Source organism: Bacillus cereus group sp. MYBK195-1 (assembly GCF_051916605.1).
In the GTDB taxonomy this organism is placed as follows: domain Bacteria; phylum Bacillota; class Bacilli; order Bacillales; family Bacillaceae_G; genus Bacillus_A; species Bacillus_A cereus.
The window spans coordinates 75,820-94,632 of the sequence record NZ_JBQAGZ010000004.1 but is presented as its reverse complement, the minus strand read 5'-3'; the positions used below and the strand labels follow the sequence as shown (position 1 = coordinate 94,632).

The window sequence follows — 18,813 nt, the reverse complement described above, 5'->3', positions numbered from 1 at the left end:
CTTTACATTGACTTCTCATAAATTCCTAATCCAGCTGGACGATATGGTGTCGCTGGTCTTTTTGTAATTGGCGAAATCGCATCAACATTATAAAAACGATAAATATCAAATGTATCTGGACAAGTATTTTTTCGCACTTTTAATTTATCCCCATTCAATAATCCTAAAGGAGATAGTAAAACCATATGAGGTAAGAAACCTCGCACACCTTCATCTGGATGAACAATATAAGCACGAGATGTATGAACTCGACCACTATATACCGAAGGATTAAATTGATACTTATATTCATCATTATCATGAGACTGCCAAGCTAGTGGATATTGACCACCATTTACTCCTTTTCTATCAGGCGGCATCTCATTCGGAGCAACATTCCAAGCAATATAATGAGCTTGATATCTAGCCCCTAATCGCGAGCGCTTAATAATAACGTTATCAATACCATTACCTGGTGATTTAGGATATGTTTTTAAAATTGGCAAGCTATCATTCACATTTCTATATGGTTTCTTATCATTAAAATCAAATGCATGTGAGCTATTTTCTGCACCTGTATCAAATGCTGTCCCAGCCCAAAGTGCGTCACCAATTTGATCATCTTTCGCATAGCTTTCAATTTTGCCCATGTATAAAGGTGTAACCGGAACTACATTATTTTCAAATGCAGGTGTATTATCTGCTTGAATTAATAAAACTACACGATCCTTATCTACTTGGCCAGTCACTCTAACTAATGAATCAGGCCACCAATTTGTTTTTACATCAACCCCTTCTAAATTCGGGTTACGTAATGTAATTTTTACAAACGGTGACATCATAACATCCGTATTAGCACTGGTATAATCTATACTTGGATTGCCATTCTTCATAAGAATATCCGTTTTACTCACTTCTACATCTATTAAAATTTTTGTGAAAGAATCATAAGCTACTGCTGTCGCTGTCCCATCTTTAAATGCAGGATCTTTTTCAATCATATAAACATAAAAACAGGAACGATCAAGATTTTTACTATATCTTAATTTTGCATCCTTAATAAACTCCGCTTTATCCTCTTCCGTATTAAATTTATACGAAAGATCCTTTTTAGCAATATCCCAAGATGCGATTTGGACTAATCCATACATAGCCCCTTCTGCATTTTTAATAATCGTATGTTCCGCAATTCCAAACCGGTATAATGTTTCATCCATACCAGAATTCTTTAAAATTGCTAATGGATAACCTGCTTTTTGAAACCTTTTAACCTTTGTCCATCCGTTACTAGTTGCTACATTTATAAGATCATCTAAGAAACTTCCTTCTTGAAATACCTTTTCAATAAACGCCACTTTACTTCACTCCTAATCTTTTAAAAATTGATAATTAAGCCAAATAGCTTTTTTCTCTAAAGATTTATTTATATATTCAAAACGGATAATCGCTTTCGCAGGAATTTGTTTAACAACAGAAAAATTAAATCCTTCAGGAACATCTTTCATATAAATTTCATCTGCTATTTTTTCATTATTAATATATAAATTCCAATAATCGTTATCGTTATATTTTGATGCACCAATAGAAAATGCAATCATTTCCATATCAACTGGTGCTATAAATTCATTATGATGAATATTTTCATAAACACCTATTCTTCTTCCTTTTATAAAAGGAATCGTTTTGGTTGGAAAGTATGGAGCATCTAATCGGCCACCTGCCATATAATTTACAGCAAAACTCATAATCTCCCTCCCATTACTTCAAAAACTGTAAAGCAATCCATACTTGCTTATTATTAATTCCTTGGTTATGAAATTTAAAAATAATTTTATCTCCAGCCTTTAATTGCATATAGGACATAAGACTTATACCTTCTGGTATTTTTTTTGTATAAATATCCTCACAGACAATACCGTCATTTACAATAAGCGACCATTTATCATCGATTTCATACATAGAACTACTCACACTAATGGCATAAAACTCCATGTCAATTGGTAATACGTATTCCATCTTATCTTCTGTCCATGCTTTAGAATCCATTATAAAACCTTTCATATACGGAAAGGTTTTTGTTGGATAAAATGGCGCATCTAATCGACCACCAGCTATATAAGTTGTTTCAAACAAAGGTAATCACCCTTTTTATTGTATTAAAAAATCCCCATGCATCATTACGACACATCGGGAATTGGTAAATTAGATAACATACCGCTACCTTTATTAATAAGCCTTGGCTGTACTCGATCTAATTGTTTGTTTGCGTTATAAATTAGTTGCATCTCCATCTTTTTACCCGTTATTTTATGGGATATAAGGACCTTTTCAAGCAGTGCTTGTCCATTAAAAACCAAATCGTAGTGCAAATATTTATCTCCAACAACTGCCGATAACCGAGCACCATCACGAACCAGTGTATACCCCTCGGTCATACCCTCTTTAAAAACATCATTTGGATCGTTACCAGGCATCGGTTTTCCACCGCTGTAAAATTCCCTATCAATTAATCCTTTCATTAAATACATAATAGGATCATATAAATTCTTTTGCATTATCATAGAATCACCCCTAATTTACCCTTGTTACAGGCCATGTTTTAGCTGGGCGTTTAATATAATATCTATCTGCATTTAAATCTGTTTCATCAAACGTTAAATCTGGTAAAGAACCATAATCAAATAAGATATTATTTTGTGTATCTAATACTTGTAATCGCCCGGTAAGTATTCCTAAAGGAGTGCGCACCGCTTCAAAAATAATAATATTCACGCCATATTCTAGTGGTATATCAACATACGTAGGATTGTTTCGGATAAAGTAGTTTTCCACTATTAATTTATTATTACAATAAATATTTAATAAATCTCCATCCTCATAATCCCAATCCCACAGCTTTAATCGTAATGTATCTACATTTACTGTGATTCCTGTTATATCGGTATACGGAGTAGGTTCATATCCATAGTTAACGGATAAATCTAAAGTTTGATAGAATCCATCATCAGCAGAAATCATTGTGTTAATTCCTTTAACAAAGTAGTTCCACTGTTGCCCAGAATCCCTATTGTAAATGGAAACCACATCGAACAATTGAATTCGCGGATTCCCTATCACAGCAACTGTTAGTGTTCTGAATTTTTGAATCGCTTTTAAATGATAAGCTGCAGCAACTGCCCTTCTTGCAAAGAATGTTGTTGCCCAAGGTACCTCTATCATTTCCTCTCGCAAATCCCCTAAAGAGACGTTTTTAAGTAAGAATGAATTAACAAAACCATTAGCATAATCTCCGCATTTAATAACAATACTATTACTAATGTCCTGATCTGTTAATTGCATATCTAAAGAGATTAGGTTTTCCCCTTCTCTAAAACTAAATTTGGCAAGTTCGTTAATTTCGTAGTCTGGCATTTTCATAAATGTACAACTTCCATCTGGTTCATGTTTAATGTAGTGGAATGTTGTATCTATAATATCGCGTACAATTTCATCCCACTTTTGAAACCTCTTTCCAGTTGCCCCTTCAACAATCCAGCTTTGATTGGTCCCAGGAATGTTTACCCTACTTCCGTGTAATGTAACTCCTGCTTTTTCAAGGAAGAATTTCACTACATCATACACATTTCCAGTTGGTGCAACAATTTCATCTGATCCCGGCGTTGGAATTACTGATTTTTGTAGAACCTTTTTATAAGATGTTGTGCAGGTAACTGATATTGTGCCGCTTTCGGCATTCACCTTTACGTCAGATACAAAACCATGTATATACGGTAAAGCTTCTTCGCCATAACCGATAGAAACCTTAAATTCAGTCTGCGGATATAGTTGGTTTGTGTTTGTTACTTCACTGTTGTAAAACCATTCTTGAATGGAAGAAAACTTACCATACCAGTTATCAGGTGCCATTTGCCCATATTCATTAGCAAAGGTAATAGAAAATGTACTTGCGAACTGATCTGCGTTCTCCTGCACTTCCAGGCTCACTACACGATGTTGTATTTGTACATAAGAAGAAGATTCTCTTTTTTTCATATAAACAATTAAATTAGGAGCATTATTCCCCACTTGGAAATAGCTCCCCAACATTCTGATTAAAGAAATTGATCCTTCTCTCACATTCCATCAACTCCAATACCTGCTTGTGACATAGATATTAATTTACACTTTGCTATTACTAGTGTTCCTTTACGTATTGCATCAACTTCATTAGGTGGAATAATACCACCATAGGTACCATAATCACCTGTAATAATATGAGGGCGATATATTTCACTCATGAACTCACGCCAATGACTGATATCATTGAATAAAGCAGTAAATTCTACTTCACATCCTTTATTACCAGTACTTTGGTAACGAGGATATCCATGCATAACATTGTAATTTTTTAATCCGTTTAAGGATTTAGGCATTTTCGTTTGTTCAATCATTGCAATTGTAGGTATAGGTCCATATGCATGATAATAAACATCACGCAAATAGGCTACGTCAGAAGAACCGTAACCGATTGTTGTAAATTCAATTGTTTGTGGCCCTGCACCAACAAAAATTTCTCTTGCTTCCCAGGCATAAGCACCTCTTGCTCTAAATTTTTCAATACCATTTACTCGAACAATAAAGTATTTATCTGGTAACATACCATCAGAACCAATAGGAACTTGGGACATAAAAGAAAAATTATATGTCCCAGGCCATGAAAAATTAATAGTATATTTAATTGTACTTTTTAATTCTGTAACATCCCATAAGAGATGATATGAACCAGCTCTTCTATGCAATGTTTTTAATATACTCATACATTACGCACCGCCATTCCCATTAGATCATCAGCAACTACGTTTTGTAGTAATTTTCTCATTTTCACAAAATCCTCTGCAGTTTGCAATTTTTCAACAGCAACTTTGAATGTAGCATTTTGAATTGTAACACCTTTATCTGTTTTCTTTTCAACAGAAGAGTGCCCAGCAAATGGATATGCAGATTTTCCAATCATATCAGCAGAATGTGCCCCCATTTGTCCAATTCGGGTAGATACATCCGTTACTAGTTGCATCGGTTTCGGTGGAACAACCGCTTTATTTAACAATCCAGAAGCCTTGTCCACAGCCGGGATCATTTTTTCCATCCCTACACCAAGACCTTCTGTAATATATCCGCCGTACTCCATCATGAGACGCGAAGGAGATTTTATACCAAAGAAACTTTTAACTGCTTTTGGTATTCCGTCTACAACGCCTTTAGCTTTATCAACAACCCAGCCAGCCATAGATGTCATACCTTTACCAATACCAGCAATAATATCTTTCCCCCAGCTTACAGCGTCGTTTGCTATCCCCTTAACTATAGAACCAACTTTACCGAATACATCCCTTACTGTATCAACAATGCCGTCAAACGCTCCGACGATAGCTTTTTTAATTGCTGCAAAGTTACTTACTATGAAATCTCTAATAGCACCAACAACACTAAATATTGTGTTTTTTATCTTATTAAAGTTATCCACCACAAAGTTAACAAATGTCCGAACAGCAACTATTATTGTTTCTTTAATAAAATTCCATGCGGTTACAATAATAGACTCTACGATATCCATTACAGTCGTAATTGTGTTTTTTATAAAATGAAATGCTGTAACCACAAAATTCTTTATAGTCTCTAATACAGTTATAAAAACTGTTTTAATTACATTCCAAATCGTAGAAATAACCGTCTTTATTCCATTCATTACAGTTGTAATTATGCTATGAATTGCTTGAAACACACTACTTACAACTGATTTTAAGAAGTTTAATACAGTCGTAAAAATTGCCTTTATTCCATTCCACACTGTAGAAATGACGGTTTTTATCCCATTCATCACAGTCGTGATTATGCTGCGAATTGCTTGAAATGCACCACTTATAAATGTTTTCAAAAAGTTTAGCACCGTCGTAAAAACTGTTTTTATAATATCCCAGCCAGTTTTAAAAATATTTTGCCATGTTTTAATAGCAGTAGAAATATAGCTTTTAATAAATTCTAAAGCAAACTTAACAACACTTTTTATTACGTTTAGCACTGTATTAAATATCGTTTTTATTAAATTCCAACCAATTTCAAATGTCTTTTTCCATATGTTGATATACATTGTAATTACAGTAGTAATTATTTTCCATGCACCGCTAAGTATTTTATCTATAAACGATACCGCAGATTGGAATACTTTTTTTGTTCCTTCCCAAAAACTTGAGAAAAACTTTGACAAACTATCCCATACTGACTTCGCAACTTTAACGATAGCATCCCAGGCTTTAGAACAAATATCACTGATCCATTGCACTGCCTGCTTTGTATATTTCACAATTGAATCCCAATTTTTATACAGCACATATACTAAACCAACCATTAAAAGTATTGCAATGCCCCATGGACTTAATACTAATGAAAACATTGATTTTCCAAGACCAGTCAATATCTGTGCGAACTCACTAAAAACTTTAATTAGTTTTAAGGCATCTTTAATAATCGCCGTAATTGCACCCGGTATTTGCATTAATGTTTTAACTATATTTACAAGGCCACCAATGATTTCACTCGCCTTAGATATAAGACTAGAAACAGATTTGATTAACTCAACCGTTTGCTTCAACGATGGTATTACTATATTGGAAATCTTCACGACTTGTTGAGCGATAGGTTGAATAGTTCCAGCCAAACTCTTTGCATCTTTTTCAGTTAACCCAAGCATATCCTGTAGTTTTTTTTGAGAACCTTCCACATCGGTAGCAAATTGTAAAGCTTTGCTATTGACTTGTTCTATAGGTTTTGTAACTTTATTTGAAATAGTGTCACCAAACGTTTGCATTTGCTTACTAATATTCCCAAGAGAATCTGCTGATTTTTGGATTTTTTCTTGCATTGTATTAGAGGCTTTTTGCACTCTCTCTTCAAACTTTTCTACACCTTTATATGCTTGATCCGCTTTGTTACCAATCTTCCCAAAAACATTGGTCGCCCCGTTACCAAATTTTTGAATTTGGCCATTTATTTGATTAAGTACTTCTGCTGGTTTTTGAAATTTTTCTTGTATGTTCTTAGAAGCCTTTTGTAAACTTTCCTCAAACTTTGCTAAATCCTTATAAGCTTCATCTGCTTTAATTCCAATTGTACCAAACAACTGGAATACTTCTGTAAACATTCACTCCCCCCTTTCTAACTAGGAAGTTTTTTATTCCTGATCGTCTTCAAACTGAAACTCTGCAATCAGCTTATTTGCATGGTCGATACATTCCTCTTTGGACCAAACTTCCATAGTCTCATTTTCTTCCCCATCCGACGTAGATTCCGTAAGTCCAAAAGCTTGCAAATAGTCCTGAAAAGTTGTTCCTTCTTCTAATTGCCTTGTTTGAAATCCAATAAAGGCCATTTTTTTCCATTCATTTAATTCTTCTTGCTGCTCTTCCTGACTAATAAAAGAAAATAAGTCCATTAAACGAGAATACGGTATGGATAAGACATAATCATCTGTCCATCCATACCGTTTTTGGACTTTATCAAAAGCCCTTAGCATATTTTGCTCTGTTTCTTCTATGTATTTATTAGAGTCATTTTCTACATTTCTTGTTTGTTCCACTTGAGACTTTGAGATTTGATTAGACCCTTGACCTGATTGAAAAAAGACATTAAATCTTCACTTTCTAATAATCCTTCAATAACTGCTACCATAGCTTCTGGTGGTAACTGATCGAATTCTTCACGCTTAATCTGTAATAGACTAGAGAAAAATTCCGAAAACTCATCTTCACATTCCGGAATCATAGACAATAATTGAAAGACAAACTCTAAACCCTTTTCTTTTTTTTGTTTTTCAATTTCATTTAACTGTTCTTGTTGCTCTTCATTCATTTGGGCCAATTGAATTTTTTCATCAATTTCATTCTTTTCTTTCCCAAACTCCATAAAATCAGTCATTGCATGACGACCAACTTTAGAAATAATCTTAGTAAAACGCCAAACATCTTTTACATTTAAACGTCTCATCTTCATCTTCTGACCTGAAATTGTAATTTCTGTACTATTATGCATCATTTTTTCTAGCATTGTTGTCATATTCAATATCTCCTTTTATAACCTAAAAATAAAACCTACAACTTATTTACTTGTTGTAGGTAATTTAGGTGCTTTTTTCTTTGGTAAATAAATTTCATAAGGGGGTGTATTAGGCGAACTTTCACTATAATGACCAATAAATTTGCATTTAAGTCCTACAGTTCCTTTACCATCTTTTAAATCAATTTCTACAGAAGAAACTACCATTGCATTTCGGATAACAAAAATAACCGGAATATCACTTCCTGAAACTACACCTACTATTGCAATATCACTATAACTTGCGTCTTTAATTTCATTGGTTGGTTTTACAATGTTATAATCGTTATCAGTCGTACTATCTACATCTACGCCTGGTAGAGCTAACTCTAAATTTTCTTTCGTAAATTCTACTAGTGTAACCTCCATATGTGGTTCATCTTTTAATAGCCATTTTCCGCGAACTAGTTTTCCTAAAACACCATCAATATCAGCATCATAGTATTCTCTAGTAAACCCCACTTTACAGCCACCTGTAGTAGCTCCTAACATCTCACCTAGGTCTTTAACACTTTTAAAACCTTTATACATTACACCCGGTCCAATAACAAAATTATCAGTTGTACCCTCACGTACACCATTAATAAGCTTCCAACTCATTTTTTTCCCTCCTTAATATAATTCCATTCTTCCTACCCGTACAAGAAACTTAATACTAATATGAATAATTGATGGATCTTCATCTGGAACTGTAATACTGCCTGCTCGATGAATTGTAATAATACCAGAATCTCTTAACAATCCCGCTTCTCTGTCTAACAAATGTTCTATTCGCCTTGAAATTACATCCGCTTTTTCATAATCACCTTGGCCACAATATATATCAAAAGTGAGGATCATACGATCAATTACCTCTATATCATCCGGATTATTAGATTCAATTCTCATTACCACATAAGGCATTTTCATATCATTTTGTGCAGTTTGAAATGTTAGAGCGGGCTCTCCTTCATATTTCGATAGATTACTTTGCACAATTGTATCTTTCTCAATAAAATTTCTAATTGTTGCAATCGCTTTTGTCGTCATTGTTCTCCTCCCAATGTCCTTTTTAATTCCCCACGCTCTTTTTCAAACGTTTTTAAGAAAAAAGGTCGGGCTTCTACAGTACTTGTACCATTTTCGACATACACCGCTCTTTTTAATTGGCTTCCAATCGTTCCTACTACTTCGTTATCTGTAATATGTAAGCCATATTTAATGGAATCTTGTAATTCTCCCGTTCTAGAAGCAAATGTCTCTCCTGGTTTTGAAGCAATATATGTGCGACTCGATCGTGGAATTTTATACTTCACACCATTGTGATTACCTGATACTGTTTGTTTCATTTCTCGTTGCAGTTGATTGCAAGCACTTATAATTCTTTCTACCATCATTTTATTAAGTTGTTCTTTAACCTGTTCTACATTACGTGTAACCATGAACTCCGATGTATTCGTCATTTTATTCCAACAGCTCACAATACAATTCAATATGGTGATTTAAAAATGATGGATTTCTTGGTTCTCCTCTTACCTCAAATACATAATCATGAAAATAGATTACATCATTTGTATGGATGTTATGTTCTGCAGAAGTATAAATTTTATAATTCGGCTCAAAATTTTGTTTATTTCTTTTTAACCTTTCATTATCTACCGCTGTGTGTGTTGTTACACGACACTTCATTCTTTCATAAATAATGACAGGCTCTTCTTTAAAATTTCCTGCCGGCTGTTTTACCTTTTGATTCCTTTTCACAGTTACTTCATGTATATATAATTCTTCCATATCTAATGTTCACAGCCTATTCTTTCATTCATAATGCTATTAAAGGGTTTCTACTTCGGTATTTTTTTAATACTTTTAAAATCTTTTTATTAACAGTTTCCTCATCTAGCGATTCAATATTTATTTCATATGAATAATCTCCGATATTTGCTGATTTTTTCATATTTTCATATTGTAGATTTGTTCGAATTACCGCATAACACGTCATATCGATGATGCATTTTTTCATTAAAGTCAAAAGCCCATCATAATCTTGTATGGTATACTCAAATTCATATAATTGATTCTCACTTAAACCATATACAGTGCAACCATCAGAAAAAACTGAACTGGTAACTTCTTCTCCAGAACCAATATGGATTACCTTGATCAAATTTTCTGCTCGAAAAGAAAGCCAAGCCAATTTACTAGTTCTAACTTTCTCTTTCATTGGGTTACTTGGCTTACTTCTCAAATAGTTTTTAGTAATCAATTCATATTGACTAATGAGTTCCTGGATTACCGTATCGGGCATTCGTTGAACATTTACCCTGTTCTTTATGTCCTGTACAGTAATTTCCATCCTTCCACCTCTTTTACTTCTCTTTCTTTTTAACCTCTATACTATCTATTAACTTAAAATGTCCTGTACTCAGTAAATAGTTTGCTTTCTCATTTGCAACCTTTTCCTTTACTCCGTTGAAAAAAGTATAGCCATATGCAGTATATGTACCGCCTAATTTTAATTCTATAATCTTCATATACAAATTACCTTACTTAATTCCCAAATTTATCAGGTATATTAGTAAGAATTGCTACTGCGTCCATTTCTTGAATAACTGCATCATCATCCAAATGAATAACATAAAATCGCTTATCTTCCATAACAGCAGATTTACCTTCTACAGTCTTACGAACTCGCGTGTCATACGTATTTACCGCAATAAAGTTTTTAGGATCTGCAAAAATAATTACATCATCTTGAAGAGAAGGAACTGTGACAATTTCATACCCTAACGGCTTATTAACTTGATCCCCTGTACCTAATAACGCAGCATCTCCTAAGCCAGTTGAACGAGTTGTTAAATATTCAATCCACTTCTCTCTACGAGCAGGTGACATAATCCACTTTAAACCTTCGTTTTTATATTTATTAGGCATCGCCTTAGATAAATTAAAGATTGAGTCTTTACTAAACCCGGCGCTAGCTTCAGCATCTCCCGTTCCCGTCACTAATTTAAAATGATCGACAATATGAGATTTACTTGATTGTTTAATTTGTTTTAACCAGCCATCATTAATTTGAAGAAATGGGTCCTCTGAAGTTACATCCCCATTCCAATGCAGGTCTTCAAGGTCAATACCTAACTGAGTTGACATTAATGTCATAACAGTATCTTCATATCCTTCACCTTCGATATTTTCTCGAAGTAGCTCCTCCGTAATCTCCCATGGTAAACGAATAGAAACTGTATCATATTCAACTTTCGACGTTTCTACACCCGCTCGATAGCCATCATCACTATTTTCCATTTTCCTACGTAAAATTCGACCACCGATTGCAATTTTATCTAATTCACCTTTTTTCGCTTTACGAATCTCTTTGCGATGCAATTGAGAAAATGGAGTTGCATCAAATACCATTCGGAAAAATTCTTTACTTTGTTCCGGATATAATAGCCCCGCTTTCATTCCTCCTGTTGTCATTGTACTCTTTTCAATTCGTTCAATACGTGCTAATAATTCTTTATTATTCATAGATTCATTTCTCCTTATCTTTATAGATCTAATCCTACCCATTTATTTACTGGTTTTCTCATCTCGTTTGTTGGTTTGGCATCAGCCCCAAGACTTTTACGAACTTGTGCTGATCGCTCAATTACTTCAAGTCTCTTTGAAATGGGGTCTATTACCTTCTGAATAAATTCACTTGTCTTTTTAGATTCTCTGTCATTTTCTAATTCATTAGTATCATGAGTTGATTCAAGTTCTTTATTTAACTGTTCTTCCAACTCCTGTAATCTCTCAAGAAAAGGACCCATTTCTCTCTTTACAATGTCTGCAATCTCATCTGAATTTTGATCTGCGTTTTTTTGTAACTTATTTTCTTTAATTTGGTTCATCAAAGAAATCATTTCATCAAATTTTTTATCATTTTTCTTATATAAGATTTTGCCTACTTCATTTATGGAATTAATAGTAATATCTTCCGGCGAGAAATCTGTATCACCACCCTTCATTGTATTTAAAATGTCCTTCATTTCATCTAAGGTGGAAACCATCTGCTTAATATCTACATTTCCCTCCCAAATCCCAACATAAAATACATCTTCAAACAAATTAAATACCTTTTGCATCTTAGAGTTTTGTTTACTATTTACTGACTGATTATCCATCTCCTGAGTTTGTTCCTCGTCATAATGTGACTTAAAAAAATTAAACATCTTACGAATTACACCTTTCTCATCTTGTGTAAACTCATCCATTTGTGGCATCTCCATTCTTTCTCCAACCCCTCCCATCGAAAAGCCTGTGATTTTCCCTTTTTTGATCTCTTTCCATGTTTCACTATCGTCTACTCGAACAGTCATAAGCCATGTTCCTTTTTTAATATTTTGTTTCCCAACAACCGTATTATTTTTAGAAATCCAGCTTTCTACTACTGTTCCTTTTCCTGCCAACTCGTCATGGTTTTTATCTATGTATCTATATTTCTCTAAAAAATTATAAGCCGCTCTTTCAATTTCTTCAGCCGTCATGATATCACCATGTGCATCTTCTATATTTGGTTCATAAACAACCCCTGTTACAAGTTGTTTTTCATCTTCCCTCTTTAAAATAGGGACATTTTTCAAAACGTTAGAGCCATTCATGTTCATACCCTTCATAATTGCAAATGGCCTACCATTAGCCCCCTTTGTTACTAATGAAACATAACTAATTTCTACATTTTTCAATTCATTTGGCATAATATATTCCTACTTTCTAGCAAGACTACTAAATCGAATTTGAATCTTCATTTAAAAATTTATCTCCTTCTAGAACTGGTTCGTATCCAATAACTTTTCGGCATTCATTTCTTGTTAATATACTCTTTTCATATCCATCTATTGCATATTGCATATCACTTGCTCGATCATCTGTATCAATTTCATTTAATTGAAACTGCCAGTCCAATTCCCCCAACGTTTCTGTAAACTCTTTAAATAATTGTGTATTTAATCGATGTTCTAAAATTTGTTGACCTGGTTCAATAATTGATCTTTTATACATTTCATTCATTTCTTTTGCTGTCGTCTGTCCAAGTGATCCTGTCATAGCCCAACCAATTCTATATGGTGGAACTCGATGAGCTACACAAATTTCCATAGCATTATCTTGGCGATATAAACGAAAACTCGCTTCTTTGACATCAGGCCCTAATTTCTCTAAGCGAGCTTTGGCTCCTTCAGGGACAGGAACAACTGCTAACTTATGATGTTCTCCTTTTGTTTCGACAGAGAAAAATGTTTTTAATTCTCTTTCAACTGAATCATCTATTTCATCAACACCCTCAACAAACAAAACAGCATCTGGAATTGTTTTACCAGTAAAATAATTAATATTGTAATCTCTTACAGCTTGTGATCCTACAATGGAACCAATAGAACTCACATAATCCGGAATACCATAGTATGATGATCTAGAACCAAATTTACGAATTACAATAACTTCACCAGCTTTTTCTTCAGTGTCTAATAACGAGTTTTCATCTAAGCTATCACTAATCATTTTTCCATCTACTAACCTAAAATCAGATGGATAACTAAATCTCTTAAACCATCTCTCCTCATTATTTACAATCTGCGCAAATCGAATCTTATCTTTATGCGCACGTACCGTATGTGCTGGAATATGGTGTAGCTGCGCTGGTTCCCCTTTCAAATTACGAACAACCTCTATAATTCCCCAACCTACAGTTTCATAATCCTCCCAAACTGCCCTAAGTATTTCGCTACTTGTCATTTCATTGTTGCAATACCTCATAAAACGCTTTAATTCTTTATATTGTTCTTGATTTGCCTCTGTCACTTCATCTAGCGGTGCAAAATCAAATCCCATACCAGCAATATCATTTACTTTTGCACTAATACATGCCGAGTGAATAGGGTTACTTTCTCTCAAATTTAATAATACTTGCATATCATATGGAGGCTTCACTAGTTCTTTATCACCGTACACTTGTGCAAATGGATCAATTGTCATTTGTTTGCTTTGAAGTTCCTCATCACGTAAAGCCATCTCACGACTTTGTAAATTAAGTACCTTCACATTTTTAATTGCTTTTTTCTCAACCATAAGATTTATGCCTCCTTTCATATACAAATCATTTATTCAATGTTTTTCATAAAAACTTTACCAATATAAAAAAACTGAACATTACATGTTCAGCTAAACTCTTTTTATTTTTCCACCCATTATTTTTTTTTGCTTAGTAAAAAAGTATTCTAAGGCTTGTGACGTTGTATCTACTTGATCATTATGCTTACCAGATGGGAAAGAAGCTAATTCATCTATATAATCATATACCCAAGATTGTATTTTAGGATTAGGTATATATACATTTCCAGATTGAAATTCAGGGGATATTGCCTCAGCGCGTGTTTCTTTTGAACCCTGTGGATTTATAGGAATAATTCCACTTATTTCATTCTTCAATGAACTAATAATGGCAGGGCCATTTGCTTTTTTTTCAACTAATTTCGGAATGGACTTTTTAAACCCAGAATTCCGAAGAATCGACTCGTATTTATGGTGAAAAACAACAAATGCTTTCTTTGTTTCTAGGAAATTCATTTGCGCCCTCACTTGATCAATTAAATATTTGTCTCCATCTATTTTTCCCCAGATCTGTCCAACCACAAATGAACTTTTATTTGTAGTGTTATCAAAAGCCATATCCCAGGAAGTAATAATTTGATCAAATTGTTCCCAATTTGGTAATGCATCGTAATATTGAAACCAGTTCCTTTTAAAAATATTCCCTATATCACTTGATGGTTTTTGTTGCCATAAAGATAACCATGAGCGTGCAGAGGAAAACTTCTTTTTATCTTCATAATAATTTTGGCCATAGTGTTCAATCCATAAGCCTCTTCCTATTTCTCTATTCAATGGATCATCCCTTGACTCTGCTATAGCGGGAATTGATAACACAGTCCATTTCTCCTGTTCTTTCTCTAACAATCTACCAGCTAAATCGTCCTCATGCCATCGCGTCAAAATTAGAATTACCTTTGCACCTTTTTGTAAACGTGTAGATAAAGTATCTTCCCATTCATCCCATAGTCTATTTCGGTATGTAATTGATTCGGCCTCTTGGCGATTTTTAATAGGGTCATCAATAATTAATAAATCTGCTCCTTCCCCTGTAATCGAACCACCAACTCCTACAGACAACATTCCACCAGAGTGGTTATGTAGTGCCCAATCTGTTACGGAACCTTGTCGCTCATCAATTCTAATGTTAAATATCTCTTTACCAAACTCTTCAATCTTAGCACGATTTCTTCTACCAAACTTTTCAGCTAAACTTGATGCATAAGATACCTCTATAACTCTCTTATTTGGATAATTTCCTAAATACCAACTTGGCAATGTTTCTGTTATAGACTGTGATTTTGAATGCCTAGGTGGCATAAACACCATTAATCTATTAGTCGATAATTTCTCTTCAATTAAATCTTGGCAAATCTTTGTTATTAATTTTGTGTGCTTTGCATGTTTATAGAATCCCTTATGTGTATACTGAACATAGAAAGGGGTAGTTCACTTTTGCCAATTCCTTAAATGTATTTTCATCTATTAACTTATGCACATTCATCCGTGTCATGATTGTAATTCTCCTCCTTGAACTTTCTCAAATAATTTCATAGCTAAATCAAGCATTTCCTCATCACACCCAATTTTCATAGCCATTTTATTATGCTCTACTTTCATTTCTCCTGAATGATTTACATTTGCTTGCAATTGATCTTTTCTTCCCCATTTAGTTGGGAATTTTCTTTCTAATCTCCATGCTGCGGCTTTCCAATTAGATTTTGCATGCTCCCCAATTGTCTCAACGTCTCTAGCTTCACTAAATGCTAATGCCTGATCAATTTCCATGACTAACTTCACATAAATCTTATCTTTTCTCGGTACTACTTCACCTGTCTTTTCACTCGTTTCAATTGCCCTACGCCCTTGTTTTAACCAAACATAAACTATACTTCTACTTATTCCAACTAACGCACATGCGGTTTCAATATAATTCCCTACTTTAATATATTGGGTCAACCTATTTATCAGCTCATCATTCAATTTCATTGGTCGCGCCACTAGCATTCCCTCCCGTTTTAACTCATCACTTGTATTTCTTTTTCTAAACACTCAATACATATTGTTGTTATATTGTCGTCAACTACCTCACGAATTAACATTTGTTCACAATACTGAATTGTGATTGGAAATTTCAAAACCCACAAACATTTTTCAAGGCAAATTGAACATATTGGCATAGTATCTATATCTTGTTCTAACATCTAATCGCATCCTTCTGTAGTTTTTCATGTACTACTGCCTATTTTGTAGTAAATAAAAAGATGCCGTCACTTTTAAAATCTCTCATTTAATTTATAGATATCTTTTGGATTACTCTTTCTTTTTGCTAGTATCCATTCTTCATTTTTTATATTTCATTTAAACTTATTTTATTACTCTCTATTTATAGGTGGCACTATGGTGACAAGAATGTATTTGTAATTAAAAAAGCCTTAACTACTTTCGCAGAAAAGACTTTTTCTTACTTGTTTAGCAATTTTTATTTCAGATCTATATAGAATCGTTTTAATTGTGCTTCTTGAAACATTCAAATATTTAGCAATTTTCTCTTGTGTAATGCCTCTTCCTCTTGACATGATATATATTTCTCTTTCATATTTTGTCAAAGTAGAGAGCGCATCTTCTAGTTTTATTCTCTCCCATTCTGAAATGACACTTTCTTTGTTTTCATCATCCCATTCATATGTTGTATCAGTACTACGAAAATACCTTTGCATTAACAAGGAATCATATGATTTCTCTCGTTGATAAGCAGCTCTACGTTCTATTCCCCTGCGATTACCTGGCATCTTTGCATTCTTCATCCACTCCAAAGCATATGTGACATCACTAATCATACTTGTTAATATTTTAATCTCTTCTTCTTTTGCACTTATTTTTGCACTCTCTAGCTTACATAACGTTTCTTTATATTGGATAATTAAATCTCGCATATACCATTCCCACCCTTATAACAAAGCAAAATTGTTAAAAATAGAGACCATCTAAATCTACATTTAATTTCCATTTATTTTTTCTCACCAAAAAACTAAAATTATTAAAAAAATCTTGCTTAATACTATTTATCATTGCTACTTTGTACTTATATGATATATGTATATAACGATTCATTTTTATCTCTTTTTCATCATTTTTTTACATAAAAATAACCACCTGCTTGTTTACACAGGTGGTTATAATCCATATTAAAAACTTATTTATTATTAGTAGTAATCTTAACACTCCTCAACCTCAATCCCTAATGCATATGCATAGTTGTAAAAAGCAGTATTTCTTTTTCTATAATAATCTCCCTCGGATAAATTCAACTCTTTCATCACCTCATATCTATTAACTCGATTCTTTAACAAATATTTTTGAATAATTATTCTATCACTTTCAATATCTAGCTTTTCTAACCCTTTGTTCATCGCAATAATATAATTGATCCGCTCTTCTTTCGCATTTTCTTTCGAGAGTATCGTTTCGTTAAGATAATTACACTTCATAAATAATCTGTATTTCTTTATAGCTTTCAGTACATTTTCTTTTGTAGCTTCTTTATTTAATACTGGTAATTCTATATTTAACATGTTAAGCCCCTTTCTTATCATTTATCCTTAATCATAATTTGAATTTCATATCTCTAAATCATTACAATCATTTGCTATTAAGGCTTATATCCTTCATGTATTATTTCATACATTGTATTGCTAACATTTATTTTCTTATCCTTATGATTTTTGATTAATTTTATTAACTCATCACTATTTAATTCGTACAATTGTTTATCCTTATATTTGTAAATTCCATTTTCAATAAGTTGATTAATTAAAAATAACTTCACCTTGCTACACCACCATATCTTCAACGAAAAATTGAATCTCAATATCTTTTGAATTATAATAACAAATTGCGCCCCCATTAATCGGAACACATCCTACTATAATTTGAGATTCACTTCCACTTTTTACAATAGCCACTTTATACAATTTATTATCTCTTTCAACTACATCACCAAGTCTAAACTCATCTATTTTACGCCCTTTGATAGCGAATAATTTTGCCCGTTCAAATAATAATTTTTCACTTTTTTCAGCTTTCCTAATTTTTAATTTCGTACTCTTTTCAAAATGACCATAATTATTAGAGAACTCCTCTCCATTAATCCAGAACCAACTACCATGCTTTATTTCTTTTTCATTTTCTTTACAATATTCAGCGATGAATTTTTCACTTTTTTCATTTTCAATATACAATAGTTCTCCTTTTCGAATTGTTTCTCTACAATCTATAAATTCATTCTCAAAAAAGAAATTAATTTGTTGATAGCTTTCTTTTTTACCTAAATAATCAGCAATCACTCTTTCACCTTCTATTTTCCAACACATCGGTGTCTCTTGTACTGTTGTAATCCAATTTGTTTGCATTCGTTTAATTGCTTCAAATCCTTTATATGTTCTCATTTTCAAGATGCCTCCATTTAATTATTTAAAACATATAGAATAAACTTAAAAACTGCTTTGAATGTACATACATGGAATTTCTAATCAAATACTCTTTCCGTTCCTCATATTCTTTCTTAACTTCCGAACCAATTCATACAGTACAAATTTC

At 33.2% G+C, this 18,813-nt stretch carries 25 protein-coding genes; all 25 read right to left on the bottom strand.

What is annotated here, in order from left to right:
• Window positions 1-2: 2 nt before the first annotated feature.
• Complete coding sequence (locus tag ACTFRY_RS19050; protein ID WP_137070213.1) at window positions 3-1,334, bottom strand: hypothetical protein; 1,332 nt, start codon at window positions 1,332-1,334, stop codon at window positions 3-5.
• A 12-nt stretch (window positions 1,335-1,346) separates the two neighbouring features.
• Window positions 1,347-1,724, bottom strand: coding sequence for a hypothetical protein (locus ACTFRY_RS19045; RefSeq protein WP_000006644.1), 378 nt, complete (start codon window positions 1,722-1,724; stop codon window positions 1,347-1,349).
• Between the two features lie 13 nt (window positions 1,725-1,737).
• Window positions 1,738-2,112 carry a hypothetical protein gene (locus ACTFRY_RS19040; RefSeq protein WP_000464270.1) on the bottom strand — a complete coding sequence of 125 codons (375 nt, stop codon included), beginning with the start codon at window positions 2,110-2,112 and terminating at the stop codon, window positions 1,738-1,740.
• Between the two features lie 44 nt (window positions 2,113-2,156).
• Window positions 2,157-2,540: a hypothetical protein gene (locus ACTFRY_RS19035; protein WP_025117880.1), complete on the bottom strand. Its 384-nt coding sequence runs from the start codon at window positions 2,538-2,540 to the stop codon at window positions 2,157-2,159.
• A gap of 10 nt (window positions 2,541-2,550) precedes the next feature.
• Complete coding sequence (locus tag ACTFRY_RS19030) at window positions 2,551-4,095, bottom strand: hypothetical protein (protein WP_086391825.1); 1,545 nt, start codon at window positions 4,093-4,095, stop codon at window positions 2,551-2,553.
• Window positions 4,092-4,775: a hypothetical protein gene (locus ACTFRY_RS19025; RefSeq protein ID WP_000025596.1), complete on the bottom strand. Its 684-nt coding sequence runs from the start codon at window positions 4,773-4,775 to the stop codon at window positions 4,092-4,094. Before ACTFRY_RS19025 ends, ACTFRY_RS19030 begins: the two co-directional genes overlap by 4 nt.
• Complete coding sequence (locus ACTFRY_RS19020) at window positions 4,772-7,156, bottom strand: phage tail protein (protein WP_086391824.1); 2,385 nt, start codon at window positions 7,154-7,156, stop codon at window positions 4,772-4,774. The genes ACTFRY_RS19025 and ACTFRY_RS19020 overlap by 4 nt, the downstream gene beginning before the upstream one ends.
• Window positions 7,157-7,186: 30 nt before the next feature.
• On the bottom strand, window positions 7,187-7,591 hold the full coding sequence (locus tag ACTFRY_RS19015; RefSeq protein ID WP_000438521.1) for a hypothetical protein: 405 nt from the start codon (window positions 7,589-7,591) through the stop codon (window positions 7,187-7,189).
• Window positions 7,570-8,067 carry a hypothetical protein gene (locus ACTFRY_RS19010; RefSeq protein WP_000210326.1) on the bottom strand — a complete coding sequence of 166 codons (498 nt, stop codon included), beginning with the start codon at window positions 8,065-8,067 and terminating at the stop codon, window positions 7,570-7,572. The genes ACTFRY_RS19015 and ACTFRY_RS19010 overlap by 22 nt, the downstream gene beginning before the upstream one ends.
• 42 nt (window positions 8,068-8,109) lie before the next feature.
• Window positions 8,110-8,706, bottom strand: a complete 597-nt coding sequence (locus ACTFRY_RS19005; protein WP_000118565.1) for a hypothetical protein — start codon at window positions 8,704-8,706, stop codon at window positions 8,110-8,112.
• A 12-nt stretch (window positions 8,707-8,718) separates the two neighbouring features.
• Window positions 8,719-9,135 carry a hypothetical protein gene (locus ACTFRY_RS19000; protein WP_332278729.1) on the bottom strand — a complete coding sequence of 139 codons (417 nt, stop codon included), beginning with the start codon at window positions 9,133-9,135 and terminating at the stop codon, window positions 8,719-8,721.
• Entirely contained in the window at window positions 9,132-9,548 is a 417-nt protein-coding gene (locus ACTFRY_RS18995) for an HK97-gp10 family putative phage morphogenesis protein (RefSeq protein WP_033668458.1), read from the bottom strand. The genes ACTFRY_RS19000 and ACTFRY_RS18995 overlap by 4 nt, the downstream gene beginning before the upstream one ends.
• Before the next feature lies 1 nt (window position 9,549).
• Window positions 9,550-9,876, bottom strand: a complete 327-nt coding sequence (locus tag ACTFRY_RS18990; protein WP_000392020.1) for a hypothetical protein — start codon at window positions 9,874-9,876, stop codon at window positions 9,550-9,552.
• 28 nt (window positions 9,877-9,904) lie between these two features.
• Window positions 9,905-10,438, bottom strand: coding sequence for a hypothetical protein (locus ACTFRY_RS18985; RefSeq protein ID WP_000406978.1), 534 nt, complete (start codon window positions 10,436-10,438; stop codon window positions 9,905-9,907).
• Window positions 10,439-10,451: 13 nt separating this feature from the next.
• Complete coding sequence (locus ACTFRY_RS18980) at window positions 10,452-10,616, bottom strand: YqbF domain-containing protein (RefSeq protein ID WP_000691127.1); 165 nt, start codon at window positions 10,614-10,616, stop codon at window positions 10,452-10,454.
• Between the two features lie 16 nt (window positions 10,617-10,632).
• The gene (locus tag ACTFRY_RS18975; protein WP_001060157.1) at window positions 10,633-11,613 is read right to left on the bottom strand and encodes a phage major capsid family protein; all 981 of its coding nucleotides are present in this window, start codon (window positions 11,611-11,613) and stop codon (window positions 10,633-10,635) included.
• Between the two features lie 20 nt (window positions 11,614-11,633).
• Window positions 11,634-12,824, bottom strand: coding sequence for an XkdF-like putative serine protease domain-containing protein (locus tag ACTFRY_RS18970; protein WP_086391823.1), 1,191 nt, complete (start codon window positions 12,822-12,824; stop codon window positions 11,634-11,636).
• Window positions 12,825-12,852: 28 nt separating this feature from the next.
• Complete coding sequence (locus ACTFRY_RS18965) at window positions 12,853-14,193, bottom strand: phage portal protein (protein WP_017657990.1); 1,341 nt, start codon at window positions 14,191-14,193, stop codon at window positions 12,853-12,855.
• Window positions 14,194-14,286: 93 nt separating this feature from the next.
• Entirely contained in the window at window positions 14,287-15,534 is a 1,248-nt protein-coding gene (gene terL / locus ACTFRY_RS18960; protein WP_332278730.1) for a phage terminase large subunit, read from the bottom strand.
• A 189-nt stretch (window positions 15,535-15,723) separates the two neighbouring features.
• Window positions 15,724-16,221, bottom strand: coding sequence for a hypothetical protein (locus ACTFRY_RS18955; protein ID WP_069603977.1), 498 nt, complete (start codon window positions 16,219-16,221; stop codon window positions 15,724-15,726).
• An 11-nt stretch (window positions 16,222-16,232) separates the two neighbouring features.
• Complete coding sequence (locus tag ACTFRY_RS18950) at window positions 16,233-16,418, bottom strand: hypothetical protein (protein ID WP_332278731.1); 186 nt, start codon at window positions 16,416-16,418, stop codon at window positions 16,233-16,235.
• Between the two features lie 231 nt (window positions 16,419-16,649).
• A complete protein-coding gene (locus tag ACTFRY_RS18945; RefSeq protein ID WP_001205173.1) occupies window positions 16,650-17,150 on the bottom strand; it encodes a sigma-70 family RNA polymerase sigma factor in 501 nt (166 codons plus the stop codon).
• Between the two features lie 282 nt (window positions 17,151-17,432).
• A complete protein-coding gene (locus ACTFRY_RS18940; protein ID WP_071732423.1) occupies window positions 17,433-17,789 on the bottom strand; it encodes an ArpU family transcriptional regulator in 357 nt (118 codons plus the stop codon).
• 77 nt (window positions 17,790-17,866) lie between these two features.
• On the bottom strand, window positions 17,867-18,043 hold the full coding sequence (locus tag ACTFRY_RS18935) for a Fur-regulated basic protein FbpA (protein WP_000765291.1): 177 nt from the start codon (window positions 18,041-18,043) through the stop codon (window positions 17,867-17,869).
• Between the two features lie 4 nt (window positions 18,044-18,047).
• Window positions 18,048-18,662, bottom strand: a complete 615-nt coding sequence (locus ACTFRY_RS18930; RefSeq protein ID WP_071732422.1) for a hypothetical protein — start codon at window positions 18,660-18,662, stop codon at window positions 18,048-18,050.
• Window positions 18,663-18,813 lie beyond the last annotated feature (151 nt).

Coding starts and splice junctions, on each gene's coding strand:
- ACTFRY_RS19025 (WP_000025596.1), bottom strand. CDS start 4,775: ATGAGTATATTAAAAACATTGCATAGAAGAGCTGGTTCATATCATCTC.
- ACTFRY_RS18950 (WP_332278731.1), bottom strand. CDS start 16,418: ATGTTAGAACAAGATATAGATACTATGCCAATATGTTCAATTTGCCTT.
- ACTFRY_RS19010 (WP_000210326.1), bottom strand. CDS start 8,067: ATGACAACAATGCTAGAAAAAATGATGCATAATAGTACAGAAATTACA.
- ACTFRY_RS19045 (WP_000006644.1), bottom strand. CDS start 1,724: ATGAGTTTTGCTGTAAATTATATGGCAGGTGGCCGATTAGATGCTCCA.
- ACTFRY_RS18995 (WP_033668458.1), bottom strand. CDS start 9,548: ATGACGAATACATCGGAGTTCATGGTTACACGTAATGTAGAACAGGTT.
- ACTFRY_RS18965 (WP_017657990.1), bottom strand. CDS start 14,193: ATGGTTGAGAAAAAAGCAATTAAAAATGTGAAGGTACTTAATTTACAA.
- ACTFRY_RS19020 (WP_086391824.1), bottom strand. CDS start 7,156: ATGTTTACAGAAGTATTCCAGTTGTTTGGTACAATTGGAATTAAAGCA.
- ACTFRY_RS18940 (WP_071732423.1), bottom strand. CDS start 17,789: ATGTTAAATATAGAATTACCAGTATTAAATAAAGAAGCTACAAAAGAA.
- ACTFRY_RS18980 (WP_000691127.1), bottom strand. CDS start 10,616: ATGAAGATTATAGAATTAAAATTAGGCGGTACATATACTGCATATGGC.
- ACTFRY_RS18955 (WP_069603977.1), bottom strand. CDS start 16,221: ATGCTAGTGGCGCGACCAATGAAATTGAATGATGAGCTGATAAATAGG.
- ACTFRY_RS19000 (WP_332278729.1), bottom strand. CDS start 9,135: ATGACGACAAAAGCGATTGCAACAATTAGAAATTTTATTGAGAAAGAT.
- ACTFRY_RS18930 (WP_071732422.1), bottom strand. CDS start 18,662: ATGAGAACATATAAAGGATTTGAAGCAATTAAACGAATGCAAACAAAT.
- ACTFRY_RS19035 (WP_025117880.1), bottom strand. CDS start 2,540: ATGATAATGCAAAAGAATTTATATGATCCTATTATGTATTTAATGAAA.
- ACTFRY_RS18970 (WP_086391823.1), bottom strand. CDS start 12,824: ATGCCAAATGAATTGAAAAATGTAGAAATTAGTTATGTTTCATTAGTA.
- ACTFRY_RS19005 (WP_000118565.1), bottom strand. CDS start 8,706: ATGAGTTGGAAGCTTATTAATGGTGTACGTGAGGGTACAACTGATAAT.
- ACTFRY_RS18945 (WP_001205173.1), bottom strand. CDS start 17,150: ATGCGAGATTTAATTATCCAATATAAAGAAACGTTATGTAAGCTAGAG.
- ACTFRY_RS18990 (WP_000392020.1), bottom strand. CDS start 9,876: ATGGAAGAATTATATATACATGAAGTAACTGTGAAAAGGAATCAAAAG.
- ACTFRY_RS18975 (WP_001060157.1), bottom strand. CDS start 11,613: ATGAATAATAAAGAATTATTAGCACGTATTGAACGAATTGAAAAGAGT.
- ACTFRY_RS18985 (WP_000406978.1), bottom strand. CDS start 10,438: ATGGAAATTACTGTACAGGACATAAAGAACAGGGTAAATGTTCAACGA.
- terL (WP_332278730.1), bottom strand. CDS start 15,534: ATGCCACCTAGGCATTCAAAATCACAGTCTATAACAGAAACATTGCCA.